Origin of the sequence: Bradyrhizobium sp. (assembly GCF_035484855.1) — a bacterium.
Taxonomy (GTDB): Bacteria; Pseudomonadota; Alphaproteobacteria; order Rhizobiales; family Xanthobacteraceae; genus Bradyrhizobium.
The window spans coordinates 20,470-33,351 of the sequence record NZ_DATHOP010000213.1 but is presented as its reverse complement, the minus strand read 5'-3'; the positions used below and the strand labels follow the sequence as shown (position 1 = coordinate 33,351).

At 63.8% G+C, this 12,882-nt stretch carries 12 protein-coding genes; 5 read left to right on the top strand and 7 right to left on the bottom strand.

All coding sequences use genetic code 11. From position 1 onward, the window contains the following. On the top strand, nucleotides 1-1,077 hold a 1,077-nt coding region (locus VK804_RS24540), incomplete at its 5' end, for a glutamate synthase subunit beta (protein ID WP_325375047.1). A 138-nt stretch (nucleotides 1,078-1,215) separates the two neighbouring features. Here VK804_RS24540 and VK804_RS24535 read toward each other — a convergent pair. Both VK804_RS24535 and VK804_RS24530 read right to left on the bottom strand, forming a co-directional pair. Further along, a complete protein-coding gene (locus VK804_RS24535) occupies nucleotides 1,216-2,811 on the bottom strand; it encodes an ABC transporter substrate-binding protein (protein WP_325375045.1) in 1,596 nt (531 codons plus the stop codon). A 175-nt stretch (nucleotides 2,812-2,986) separates the two neighbouring features. Continuing rightward, nucleotides 2,987-4,714: an outer membrane beta-barrel protein gene (locus VK804_RS24530; RefSeq protein ID WP_325375043.1), complete on the bottom strand. Its 1,728-nt coding sequence runs from the start codon at nucleotides 4,712-4,714 to the stop codon at nucleotides 2,987-2,989. Nucleotides 4,715-4,926: 212 nt separating this feature from the next. Between VK804_RS24530 and VK804_RS24525 the strand changes: the two genes are divergently transcribed. Beyond that, nucleotides 4,927-5,946, top strand: a complete 1,020-nt coding sequence (locus tag VK804_RS24525; protein WP_325375041.1) for a KpsF/GutQ family sugar-phosphate isomerase — start codon at nucleotides 4,927-4,929, stop codon at nucleotides 5,944-5,946. A 93-nt stretch (nucleotides 5,947-6,039) separates the two neighbouring features. Here the strand turns inward: VK804_RS24525 and VK804_RS24520 are convergent, their stop codons facing one another. Further along, complete coding sequence (locus VK804_RS24520; RefSeq protein ID WP_325375040.1) at nucleotides 6,040-6,579, bottom strand: carboxymuconolactone decarboxylase family protein; 540 nt, start codon at nucleotides 6,577-6,579, stop codon at nucleotides 6,040-6,042. Between the two features lie 74 nt (nucleotides 6,580-6,653). Here VK804_RS24520 and VK804_RS24515 point away from each other — a divergent pair, with 74 nt between their 5' ends. Then, complete coding sequence (locus VK804_RS24515) at nucleotides 6,654-6,986, top strand: helix-turn-helix domain-containing protein (protein WP_325375038.1); 333 nt, start codon at nucleotides 6,654-6,656, stop codon at nucleotides 6,984-6,986. Nucleotides 6,987-7,160: 174 nt separating this feature from the next. Here the strand turns inward: VK804_RS24515 and VK804_RS24510 are convergent, their stop codons facing one another. The 3 genes from VK804_RS24510 to hemH all read right to left on the bottom strand — a co-directional run bounded on the left by VK804_RS24510 (nucleotide 7,161) and on the right by hemH (nucleotide 9,955). Further along, complete coding sequence (locus tag VK804_RS24510) at nucleotides 7,161-7,607, bottom strand: NfeD family protein (protein ID WP_325375037.1); 447 nt, start codon at nucleotides 7,605-7,607, stop codon at nucleotides 7,161-7,163. Nucleotides 7,608-7,626: 19 nt separating this feature from the next. Continuing rightward, on the bottom strand, nucleotides 7,627-8,625 hold the full coding sequence (locus VK804_RS24505) for an SPFH domain-containing protein (RefSeq protein ID WP_325375036.1): 999 nt from the start codon (nucleotides 8,623-8,625) through the stop codon (nucleotides 7,627-7,629). A gap of 292 nt (nucleotides 8,626-8,917) precedes the next feature. Next, the gene (gene hemH, locus VK804_RS24500) at nucleotides 8,918-9,955 is read right to left on the bottom strand and encodes a ferrochelatase (protein WP_325375034.1); all 1,038 of its coding nucleotides are present in this window, start codon (nucleotides 9,953-9,955) and stop codon (nucleotides 8,918-8,920) included. Nucleotides 9,956-10,043: 88 nt separating this feature from the next. Between hemH and VK804_RS24495 the strand changes: the two genes are divergently transcribed. Beyond that, nucleotides 10,044-10,442, top strand: coding sequence for an MAPEG family protein (locus VK804_RS24495; protein WP_325375032.1), 399 nt, complete (start codon nucleotides 10,044-10,046; stop codon nucleotides 10,440-10,442). 196 nt (nucleotides 10,443-10,638) lie between these two features. Beyond that, on the top strand, nucleotides 10,639-12,534 hold the full coding sequence (locus VK804_RS24490; RefSeq protein ID WP_325375030.1) for a PAS domain S-box protein: 1,896 nt from the start codon (nucleotides 10,639-10,641) through the stop codon (nucleotides 12,532-12,534). A 2-nt stretch (nucleotides 12,535-12,536) separates the two neighbouring features. Here VK804_RS24490 and VK804_RS24485 read toward each other — a convergent pair whose 3' ends face one another. Next, complete coding sequence (locus VK804_RS24485; protein WP_325375028.1) at nucleotides 12,537-12,866, bottom strand: nucleotidyltransferase family protein; 330 nt, start codon at nucleotides 12,864-12,866, stop codon at nucleotides 12,537-12,539. Nucleotides 12,867-12,882: the final 16 nt, after the last annotated feature.

Genomic DNA, 12,882 nt, shown 5'->3' with positions numbered 1-12,882 from the left:
CAGGTCGAGGTGTCGATCATCGACCAGGCGTTTGCAAACGGGTGGGTCACACCCCACCCGCCGGAGCGGTTGACGGGCAAGACCGTCGCTGTTGTCGGCTCTGGCCCGGCGGGGCTCGCGGCCGCACAACAGCTCACTCGCGCCGGTCACACGGTCGCCGTCTACGAGCGGGATGACCGCATCGGTGGGCTGCTGCGCTACGGCATTCCCGACTTCAAAATGGAAAAGTCCCACGTCGATCGCCGCGTTACCCAGATGGCGGCGGAGGGGGTTTCTTTCCACGTCGGGATCGAAGTCGGCACCGCGCTGCCGATCCAGACGCTGCTCGCCGAGCACGACGCGGTGGTGCTCGCCGGCGGCGCGGAATGGCCGCGCAACCTGGACATTCCCGGCCGCGAGCTGGATGGCATTCATTACGCGATGGATTTTCTCACCCAGCAGAACAAGCGCGGCGCCGGCGATGACGAGCCTCGCGCCGCGCCGGAGGGAACGATTACCGCGCGGGGAAAACATGTCGTCGTGATCGGCGGCGGCGACACCGGCTCGGACTGCATCGGCACCTCGTTCCGGCAAGGCGCCAAGTCAGTGACCCAGCTCGAAATCATGCCGGCGCCGCCCGAGCATGAGAACAAGGGCCTGACCTGGCCGAACTGGCCGCTCAAGATGCGCACCTCCTCGAGCCAGGCCGAAGGCGCCAAGCGCGAATACGCCGTGCTGACGCAGCGCTTCTCAGGGGAAGACGGCAAGGTCGCCAAGCTGCATTGCGTGCAGGTCGACGAAAAGTTCAAGCCGATCCCGGGCACCGAATTCGAACTCGACGCGCAGCTGGTGCTGCTCGCCATGGGTTTCGTCCATCCGGTGCATGAGGGCCTGTTGAAGACGCTCGGCGTCGAGCTCGACCAGCGCGGCAACGTCCGCGCCAACACCTCGGAGTACCAGACCTCGCGCCCCAACGTGTTCTCCGCCGGCGACATGCGCCGCGGCCAGTCATTGGTGGTGTGGGCGATCCGCGAGGGAAGGCTGTGCGCGCGCGCGATCGACCAGTTCCTGATGGGCACGACGAACTTGCCGCGGTGACCACTCGTCATTGCCGGGGCTTGACCCGGCAATCCATCTCCCTTCGCAAGACTCTTGTGAAGAAAGATGGATACGCGGGTCAAGCCCGCGTATGACGGCGGTGGTTCACAACTGAGACCGCCGCGCAGCAATCCACCCCTACCTATCCAGCCACACATCCTCGAACCGCAGGGCATTGTACTGGCTGTTGTCGTGCGGGGTGTAACCCCTGACATAGGGCTGCCAGCAATTGACCGCGACGCTGGAGAGGACGACCGGACGGGCCGCGTCGTCGACCAGGATGCGCTCGATCTCCCAGACGATCTGCCTGCGCTTGTCCCTGTCGAGTTCGCGCGATTGCGCCGCCAGCAGCCTGTCCACCTCGGGGTTGCAGTACTGCGTGTAGTTGCGCTCCGACTTGCATGAATAATTCTCGACCAGATTGCCGTCGGGATCGTCGACGCTGACGCCGGTCACGTTCAGCCCGATGGTGTAGTCCTTGCGCGCCAGCCGCGCGTACCATTGCGGCGTTTCCAGGATGTCCAGTTCGCCCGAGATGTAGATCTTCTTCAGCTGGTCGGCGAGGATCACCGCCGGCTCGCGGTAGGTCGGCAGGTTCCGGGTCTGGATCTTGATGACAAGCGGTTTCGCATCGCTGTAGCCGAGTTTTTGCATGATACCCTGCGCCTGCGCGATGTTCTGAGCCGTGTCGGGACCATAGCCCGCAAGCTGCGACACCATCTCCGGCGGCATGCCCCATTCGCCGACCGGTTTTGGCAGCATGGCCCCGCCTATCAGCGCCTTGCCCTCCATCAGGATCGTGTTGAACGGCTTACGATCGATCGCGAGCGACATGGCTTTGCGGATATCCGGATTGTCGAACGGCGGATTGACGCGGTTGACCAACAAGTTGATCTGCGTTCCCGTCGGCACCATCTCGCAGATCGCGTTCGGCGCCTGCGCCTTGATGTCCTTCATCAAGGGCACGCTCACGTCAGAAGGGAAGGTGATGTCGAATTCACCGGTCTCGAAACCCAGTAGCCGCGTGGCACGGCTGTCGACCACGCGGAACGTGATCTCGTCGAGATAGGGACGGTCTTTTTTCCAGTAGTCGGGATTGCGCACCAGCCTGATCGAGGCGCCGCGGTTGAATTCGACCAGTTTGAACGGTCCGGTGCCGACCGGCTTCGTGCGCATCACAGCCTGCGGCACATGGCAGGGATAGACGGCGGAGAACGAGCTTGCGAGCAGTACCGGCAGGCTCGGCTGCGGCTCGCTCAATTCGAAGGTCGCCTCATAGTCGCCGTTGATGCTGACGTCCTGCAATTTCGAGTACCAGACTTTTCGCGGGTTGCGATGAAAATCCTGCGTTCCGCTTTTGCCGATCAGCATCCGCCAGGTGCATTGCACATCCTTAGCGGTGAACGGCATGCCGTCATGCCATTTCACGCCTGGCCTGAGCTTGAAGGTCAGCTTGGTGTTGGTGGAATCCCACGACCAGCTTTCCGCCAGATCCGGGATCACGGTATCGATGCTCTCGTGCGGCTTGGCGGGATCGAACATCACGAGATTGTTGAACACGGCCGAGAACGGCGTCACCGAGGCGATGGTCGATTCCTCCAGCAGCGAGGTGCTCGGCGGATTGTCGTTGTGATAGAGTTTTAGCGTGCCGCCCGGTTTCTGCGCGGCGGCGGGAGTTGCGAGAGCGATGGCCAGTGCGATGACGCAGGCCGTGGACAACCTGTTGGCGCGCATGCTGGCCTCCCCATAAGCTTTTTGTTTTTGTATAGAACTGCCGGGAGTGGGGTGCAATGTGCCACCACTTCGCATGTTGTCATACGCGGGCTTGACCCGCGTATCCATCGCTCTTCACAGGAAGCGCTTTTCGAAGACGATGGATTGCCGGGTCAAGCCCGGCAATGACGGGACGTTAGTTCTGCAACCTTACGCCCAGCATCACCACCGTTGACTGCGAACTCGACAGCGGAATGTTGGAGTCGAGAATGTCGTGCCGCAGCGTGCCCTTGATCCAGAGGTTTTGGGTCATCTTGTAGATCAGGTCGCCCTCGACCGAGTAGGTCTTGTCGTTGCGACCAAAGCCCTGGTAGTCGAGGGTGCCGTAGGTGAACTTGCCGATCGCCGTCAGCCAGCGCCGGAAGTCGTGATCGGCCTCGATCGTGTAGGTGTGCACCAGCACGCCGGACGCGCCGGGCAGCGTGGTCTCGGCGATCTGGGTGTCGGAGTAGAATTTGGCGGTGGTCAGCGGCGTCGCGTTCCAGGTCAGCGAGGCCGAGGTCAAGAGGCCCTGCAGGCGGTCGAGCCGCGGATCGACATAGTCGCGCGCGGCGTAGCCGATCGAGATCTGGCCGATCAACAGCCGGGTGAATTCGAACGACGTGCCGGCCTTGGCATAGCCGCCGTCGGAATCGCGCTCGTAGCCGTTGCGGTCGAATTGCAAATCGTGCACGCGGGTGTCGCCCTCGACCTCGACGAAGGGTTTTATGGCCGGCGTCAGCTCGTAGGAGACGCGCCCCACTCCGCCATATTGGTTGAAATTGCGGTCGTCGTTGCTGGCGGTCGAGCCGTCGGTCAGGGTCGAGTTGCCATAGGCGGTGCGGTCGACCGTGCCGCCAGCGGAAACCTGCAGGCGGTTGAATCTCTGGTCGAAGCCCAGGGTGGTGCCGACCGTGGTGTAGATGGGATACGACGCCAGTCCGGCCTGGATGTTTGGGCTGCCGGGATTGTCGGTGGCGACCCCCAGCCGCAGCTGCGCAGTGATGTCGGTATCCCTGGAGACATCGAGACGGCCATCGACATGGCCGACGAAATCCGGGCGCTGGACATTGGTCGGCGCCGGCGAGACGCCGCCGTCGACGGTTGCCGGCAGGTTGCCGCCATAGCCGGTGAAGGAGCCGCGCAGATCGGCGACCAGCGCGTGGCGGTCCCAGTCGGAGACGGCGAGAAACTCCGGCGCTACGACATAGAACGGCAGGCCATGTTGTTCGGGAAGCCGGCCGGGATTGCTGTCGTAGCCGCCGGACAGTTCGACCGCGGATTTGACCAGAAAGCTGCCGGCATAATCGCCGACCGCGCCGAACGGATCGTCGTCGACCTTGAGCCGCTTGCGCGGCGGCTGGCCGTCCGCCGTGCCGGCCATCGACGGCGGGATCGGCGGCTTGTTGGCGGTCTCCGACGGGGGGATCGCCAGCCGCACCCGGCCGTTCGAAATCGCAGGGTTCGTCGCAGCCGTCGGCGCCGGCGTGCCGGGACCCGGCGACGGTTTCGGCTTGGGCTGGCCCGGATAGAGCTTTGGCTTCTTGCGCGTGCGGTTCAGCGAATCGAAGCCGGTGTCGGCGGCGCCATTGGCGGGCGGCAGGCCATAGGTGGGGATCTGGCCGATCCGCGACGGCGCCGGCTTGTCGTTGTCGCGCAGCCCGGTGGCATCGGTCGGGTCGGTGGGATCGGCGGCGTTGTCGCCCGCTTTACGCAGCGGCAAATCCTGCGGCAGAATAGAGCTCGCGCGGACGGGGCGGAACATGTCCGGCGTCAGGGTCTGGGCCTGGGTGCGGCTGGATGCGAAGGCGATCAGCGCGAGGCACGGCAAGGCTGCGCGCCAAACCTTCACGCGCCCGCTCCGGCCCCTTGCTGGACCCGCCATCACAATGAAAATACTCCAGCGAATTCATACGCTTGACGATCGGGTTCCACCCACGCGACGAGACGGAGCGAAAAACGTCGTTAATGGAGTTAAAACAATTATGGTTAATGACCCGTTGAGAACGCCCCGCCGCCGCGTCGCATCGCAAAACCGGCCGTGCTAAGGAGGGGCCGCGGCGAAAAACAGCTTTCCCCGCCTTGCGGGAAACCTTCATGGCCAAGTCTAGTCCGCTGATGACATCCTCATCCGCATCAGAAGCGAACGCCGCCGTCCAATCCGCGCTGCGTACCCTGGAGGCCGGCGGCAGCGGCATCAGCGCGATCGCGGCCGCCCTGCAGGGCCCGCTCGGGCCGGCATTTGCCGAAGCCGTCGATACCATCCGCAAGGCCAAGGGCCGCGTCATCGTCACCGGGCTCGGCAAATCAGGCCATGTCGCGCGCAAGATCGCGGCGACGCTGGCCTCTACCGGCACGCCCGCCTTCTTCGTGCATGCGGCGGAAGCCAGCCACGGCGATCTCGGCATGATCACGCCCGACGACGTCATCATCGCGCTGTCGTGGTCCGGCGAGCAGCCGGAGATGAAGAACCTCGTGAGCTATGCCAGGCGTTTTGCGATCCCGATGATCGCGGTGACGTCGAACGCGGCCTCCCCGCTCGGCGAAGCCGCCCAAATCGTGCTGGAGCTGCCGAAGGCGCGCGAGGCCTGTCCGCACAATCTGGCGCCGACCACCTCGTCCTTGATGCAGGCCGCGATCGGCGACGCGCTCGCCATTGCGCTGCTCGAAGGCCGCGGTTTTACCGCGCTCGAGTTCGCCAATTTCCATCCCGGCGGCAAGCTCGGCGCGATGCTGAAATTCGTCCGCGACATCATGCACACCGGCGATGCGATGCCCATCAAACCGCTCGGCACCAGAATGTCGGACGCACTGGTGGAGATGTCGGCCAAGGGATTCGGCTGCGTCTGCATCGTCGATCGCGCCGGCGAGATCGCCGGCATCATCACCGACGGCGACTTGCGCCGCCACATGCGGCCCGACCTGATGACGGCCCTGGTCGAGGAGGTGATGACGAAGAATCCCAAGACCATCGCGCCGGGCATGCTCGCCACCGAGATCATGCGCGAGAGCGTCGATTCCTCGCGACCCGCGGTGTCGGTGCTGATCGTCGCTGAAGGCAGCAAGCCGGTCGGCATCGTCCATGTCCACGACGTGCTGCGGGCGGGCGTGGCGTAGGGCGCGGTCCTTCCGCCGTCATTGCGAGCGCAGCGAAGCAATCCATCGCGCCGCAAGGAAGTATGGATTGCTTCGCTGCGCTCGCAATGACGGTCACGTCGGAAACCGCGCCGCCGTCGCCTCCAGCGGCAGGTCGAGCCCGTTCGCCAGATACGACACGGTGCGATAGAAGCCGCAGAGCAGGATGATTTCGAAAATCTTCGCCTCGTCGTAATGCGCCGACAGCGTCTTGAATTCGGCGTCGCTGAGCGTGGCGCGGGCGTGCAGCGCGTCGACGGTCGCGATCAGCGCCTGTTCGGCCGCCGACCAGCATGATGCGTCGGCCGCGCCCTTTACCGTGGCGCGGACCTGCTCCTCGGTCAGCTGCGCGGCGGCGGCGAAGGCCCTGACATGCACGCCCCATTCGTACTCGCAACCGGTCCGCGCGCAGGTGCGGTCGATCACGATCTCGCGCTCGCGCAAGCTGAGCGGCCCACGATCGAGCAGGCTGCCGGCGCGGAATTTCTCCCATGCCCGCGCGTTGCCGGCCATGACGCGAAACAGCACCAGCGGCGGCGCGCCGCGCATGATGCGGTCGAACTGCTCCCGGATGTCAGGGGCATAAGGCGGCTCCAGCGGCGCGATGCGTGACATGACGGACTCCCGTGCTACAATATACGTAGCGTCACGCTACATTATCTGTAGCACGCTTGCCAATGGGAACTTCGATGCCGAAAAGGATACCAGCCGTGAAAAAACGCGCCGTGCGCGGCTCGAAAACCGGCCGCCCGATCATGGTGCTGCTCGACCTCCTGGGCCGGCGCTGGTCCTTGCGCATCCTGTGGGAACTGCGAGGCGAGCCGCTGACCTCGCGGCGCTTGCGCGCGGCCTGCGACGAGGCTTCGCCGACCGTGCTGCAGGCGCGGCTGTCGGAACTGCGCGAGGCGGGTTTTGTCGAGCTGCATCCCTCCGGCGGCTATGGCCTGACGGCGACAGGCCGGGAATTGGAAGACACCTTCCTGCCGCTGCATCGTTTTGCCGAACGCTGGAGCAAGCGGTGACGAGCAAGCGACGACGGCTGCTTCTTCCCCCTCGCCCCGCCCTTGCGGGGAGAGGGTTGGGGTGAGGGGCTGTCTCGACATCGGGACTCGCGGAGAGTCCCCCTCACCCGGCGCTGCGCGCCGACCTCTCCCCGCAAGCGGGGCGAGGTGAATCGAACGCTCGCCGCTTCGCAATTATGCCGCCGCCACCGTCAGGCTGGCGCCGTCGGCCTGCACGATCTTGACCCGGCTGCCGGCCGGCGTGTCGGGGCCGGCGACGCGCCAGACGGTGTCGTCGATCTTGACCGTCCCGGAGCCGTCGATGATCGGCCGCTCCAGCGTGAACACGCGGCCGACCAACGCGTCGGCGCGCCGGTTGAGGAACGGATTGCTTCGGCTGACCGCGCTGCTGCTTCGCGCGATGCGCCGCCACAGCGGCACCGCGCAGGCTGCGAAAATCGCAAACATCAGGATCTGCATCTCCCACGACGGATGGATCGCAAACGACAGCAGCCCGACCAGCAACGCGGCGAGCCCGAGCCAGAACAGGAACACGCCCGGCGCGAGCAACTCCAGCGCCATCAGGATGACGCCGAAGATCAGCCAGTTCCAGGTGCCGAGTGTCACGAACATCTCACTCATCTCACGCCCCCTTTTTGCGTCACACTGCCGGCGGCGGTACCGGCGGAACGGTGCCTGTGCTCGGCACCGAAGCACGCCGCGCGGCGGCCGCAGCCGACGCCGCGCTTTCGCCAAAGGTAGCTTTCGCGATCTCGCCAATGCCGGCCAGCGATCCCAGAATGCTGACGGCCTCGATCGGCAGCATGATGATCTTCTGGTTCGGCGAGTCCGCCAATTGCCCGAACGCCTTGATGTATTTGTCGGCGATGAAATAGTTCAGCGCGGCGACGTCGCCTTTGGCGATGGCTTCCGAGACCATCTGCGTCGCCTTGGCTTCGGCCTCAGCCGAGCGCTCGCGCGCCTCGGCATCGCGGAAGGCTGCTTCTTTTCGGCCTTCGGCCTGCAGGATCTGGCCCTGCTTGGCGCCTTCCGCACGCAGGATTTCCGATTGCCGCTGGCCCTCGGCCTGCAGGATGTCGGCGCGCTTGACGCGTTCGGCCTTCATCTGGCGTCCCATCGCCTCGACGAGATCGGCGGGCGGCACGATGTCCTTGATCTCGATGCGGTTGACCTTCAGGCCCCACGGCGACACCGCGGCGTCGACCACGCGCAGCAGGCGTTCGTTGATCTCGTCGCGATGCGACAGCACCTGGTCGAGGTCCATCGCCCCCATCACCGAGCGGATGTTGGTCATGGTCAAGACGATGATCGCCTGGTTGAGGTTGGACACCTCGTAGCTCGCTTTCGCCGCGTCGAACACCTGGAAGAACGCGACGCCGTCGACGGTGACGGTGGCGTTGTCCTTGGTGATCACCTCCTGCTCGGGAATGTTGATGACCTGCTCCATCATGTTCATCTTGCGCCCGACGCGGTCGAAATAGGGGATGATGAGGTTGAGCCCCGGCTCCAGCGTGCGGGTGTATTTGCCGAACCGTTCGATGGTCCAGTCATAACCCTGCGGCACCGTCTTGATGCCGGCGAACAGCGTGAAAACAACCAACAGCATCAGCGCAATGGCGAATATGTCGAACCCGGTCATAAATCCTCCCAAAGCCCGGCACGATCGCGCCCGGGCGCACGCTTATTAGTCTGCGTACCGGCCGCGCCGGTTCAGCCTGCGCTTGCCTGACATAGGTGGGGTCGCGTTTGCCGGCCGCCAGATGTACGGCGACTGAACATTGCGATTGGCCCGTCATGCCCGGCCTTGTGCCGGGCATCCACGTCTTAGCCGCGCTCAAGCTAAGGAAGACGTGGATGGCCGGGCATAGGCGAGCGGAAGCGACGCCGTCCTACGGACGGCTTTGGCCGGCCATGACGAAAGAATTCACAGGTCAGATCCAGCCCTGCAACTCGCGCAGCACCAGTTGCCGGATCACGTCCATGCCGGGATCGCTGTCGTTGAGGCAGGGGATGAAGGAAAATTGCTCGCCGCCATGATGCCTGAAGATCTCGGCGTTTTCCTGGGCGATTTCCTCCAGCGTTTCCAGGCAGTCGGCGGAGAAGCCGGGCGTCACCACCGCGATGCCGCGCACGCCGTCCTTCGCCAGTTGCTCGATGGTCTTGTCGGTGTAGGGTTTCAGCCACTCGTCGAAGCCGAAGCGCGACTGGAAGGTGAGCAGCAGTTTTGACGGATCGAGGCCCATGCGCTTGCGCAAGGCTTCCGTCGTCGCGGTGCATTGCGCGAAATAGGGATCGCCCTTGTCGACATAGGCTTGCGGCATGCCGTGAAACGAGGCCACGATCCGCTCGGGCACAAACGGCAGGCTCGCGAGGTGCGCATGGATCGAGACCGCCAGCGCCTCGATATAGTCGGGGTCGTCGTAATAGGGCGGCGTCACCCGCAATGTCGGCTGCGCGCGCATCGAACCGAGCACACGGAACACTTCGTCGCAGACGGTCGCCGAGGTGGCGGCTGAATATTGCGGATAGAGCGGCACGACCAGCAAACGGTCGCAGTCGTGCGCCGTCAGTGCCGCGATGCGGGACGATATCGACGGGTTGCCGTAGCGCATCGCCCAGTCGACCACGACATGGTCGTAGTCCGATATCGCCGAAGCGAGTTTCTCCGACTGCGCCCGCGTAATGGTTTTCAGCGGGGATTCGTTCTTCTCGGTGTTCCAAATCTTCCGGTAATCGCGCGCCTTGCGGGGCGGGCGGACCCGCAGGATGACGCCGTTCAGCGCCAGTTTCCAAAACAGTCCCTGGTTCTCGATCACGCGGGGATCGGACAGGAACTCCCTGAGATAGACGCGCACGCCCCTGGTATCGGCGGTGTCGGGGGTGCCGAGATTGACCAGCAGCACGCCGACGCGCGGCGGCCCGACCGCGGCGGCAGGCTCTGCCTTCTCGATGGCGACGACCGTTGTCATGGTGGCCGTGGCTTCGCGCGTTGCACCATCCTTGTCAAGATAATGGCCGGTTCGATAGTGTCGGCCGTGACCCGGGGTGGGAGAAGCCATGACCGTCGCCGAATGGTGCGTTTTCGCAAGCCTGATGCTCTATCTGCTGACGATCGTGCCGATCAAATGGCTCGGCTATCGCCGCTACGACAATTCCAAGCCGCGCGACCCCGCCTTCTACGGCGACCCGCTGCGGACGCGGGCGCTGGGCGCGCACCAGAACGGAATCGAGGCGTTTCCGTTCTTCGCCGTGGCCGTGCTGCTGGCGGAATTCAAGGCCGGCCCGCAGCGCCTGATCGACGAATTGTCGGTGCTGTTCCTGATCGTGCGGGTCGCCTACGTCCTCACCTATCTCGGCGACCGCCCGCGGCTGCGCTCGATCCTGTGGAACACCGGCTTTGTCATCAACATCGCGATTTTCTTCCTCCCGCTGATCCGGCGGTATCTGCCGATTTGAACCGCGATCGTACAGATACAATTTTCAAACAGCCTGCTATTGCGATGGCTGTGGTCGCTCCCTGCCACGCGCGAAGAGCGCGTGGAGGGAGGGGGGCGCACCGCCGCGGCCCCGACGATCGGGCAAATAGCATAGCGGCGGCCGGGAACCATTCTCCAACTGGGGCGTTTGACCGGGTTGGGGCGAGAACTTCGGTATGGCCAAATCCAAAAAAGCCCAGGCGCGGAAATCCGAAAAGGACTTTCGCGACAGTGAGCGCATTTTCAGGCTGCTGGTGCAAGGCGTCACCGACTACGCCATCTTCATGCTCGATCCGGCCGGCCACATCACCAATTGGAACGCCGGAGCCGAACGAATCAAGGGCTACAAGGCCAGGGAGATTGTCGGCAAGCATTTTTCCATCTTTTATACGCCGGAAGATCTCGCCGCGGATCTTCCAGCCAAGGCGCTGGCCACTGCCCGCAGCGCGAAGCATTTTCTCGCCGAGGGCTGGCGCGTCCGCAAGGACGGCACGCGGTTCTTTGCCTCCGTGGTGATCGACCCGATCTACGAGAAGCGAAAGCTGATCGGCTACGCCAAGATCACCCGCGACATCAGCGAACGCCAGCAAGCCTCGGCGGACCTCGACGACAGCGAAAACCAGTTCAGGATGCTGGTGGGAGGCGTCACCGACTATGCGCTCTATATGCTGAGCCCGACCGGCGTCATTTCCAACTGGAACGCCGGCGGTCAACGCATCAAGGGCTATCTCCCGGAAGAGATCATCGGACGGAATTTCTCGATGTTTTATACGCCGGCGGACCAAGCCGCGGGCAAGCCCGCGCGCGCCCTCGGAATCGCCGAGCAAACCGGCCACTACGAAGAAGAGGGCTGGCGCGTTCGCAAGGACGGTTCCTTTTTCTGGGCCAGCGTCGTCATCGACCCGATCCGCGACGACCACGGCAAGCTGATCGGATTCGCCAAGATCACCCGCGACATTACGGAGCGCCGCGAAGCACAATTAAAGCTCGAACAGATGCAACGACAGCTGGCCGAATCCCAGAAGATGGATGCGCTTGGCCAGCTGACCGGCGGCGTCGCGCATGACTTCAACAATCTCCTGATGATCATTTCGGGCAACGTTCATCGCATCAAGAAGGACTTGTCGACCGATGCGGGTCTTAAAGCGCTCCAGTCAATCGAAGCGGCTTCCCAGCGCGCCGCGTCGTTGACCAGCCAATTGCTGACATTTGCGCGGCGGCAAAGCGTCAATCCCCAGCCGATCGACCTTGCCAGGCGGATCGCATCCTTGCGCGACGTCCTCAACAGCGGCCTCGGAAATGCCGTCACGTTGCAGCTCGATATCGAGGATGCCATATGGCCGGTGGTCGCTGACCTCTCGGAGTTTGAAACCGCGCTGGTCAATCTGGTCATCAATGCCCGGGACGCGATGCCCGACGGCGGCGTGGTCACCATTTCCGCGAGGAACCAGCAACCCGACCGGGTCCTGATCGGGGTTGAGGACACCGGTGTCGGAATTCCGGACGACGTTCTGAGCAAGGTATTCGATCCCTTCTTCACCACCAAGCCGGTCGGCAAGGGAACCGGCCTCGGCCTTTCGCAGGTTCACGGCTTCGCGCATCAGGCCGGCGGATCCGTCGAAATATCCAGCGTCCTGGGCAAGGGCACGACGGTCTTCATTCGGCTGCCGCGCGCGGCCGGCGCCGAAAGCCGGGATCAGGCGTCGGCAAACAAGTCCGCCTCCGGAACGGTGCTTCTCGTCGAGGACAATCCCGAGGTTGCCGACGCCAGCACCGGCCTGCTCGAACAGCTCGGATATGCCGTGCGCTGGGTCTCCAATGCCGAAGCAGCCCTGCAGGAAATCGAGCGCGACGGCATCGACCTCGTTTTCAGCGACATCGTCATGCCCGGGAAGATGGATGGCGTGAAGCTGGCCTCCGCCATCAGGGCCATGCGGCCGGATTTGCCGGTGCTGCTGACCACGGGATACAGCGGCGGGGCAGGCGAAGCCCGGACAGACTTTCCTGTCCTGAAGAAACCGTTTCAGTTGCACGAGCTCAGCCGCGAATTGTCGAAGTTGACGGAAGGCTAGCTCTAGAACACGCGGACGGCTGTTGCCTCGATCGCCTCTCGCAGTGACTTGTGCAGGCTGTCGCGCGTCATGATATCGGTCTTGCGGCCGAGGATGCTGGCGGCGTATGCTTTCACGTCCATTAGCTCGTAGACGCCGAGCTTGCCTTTTTGACAGTCGAAAAACAGGTCCACGTCGGAATCCCGTGCCGCGTCGCCGCGCGCCGTCGAGCCGAACATGTAGAGATGTTCGACGCCAAGCCGCTTCAAATCGGCTTCGTTCTGCCGCAACCGGCTAATGGCTTCATCGCGCTCCATGGTTGCAATATAGCAAATCCCGATGGCCGTTTCCACGCCTTTTGATTTCGCG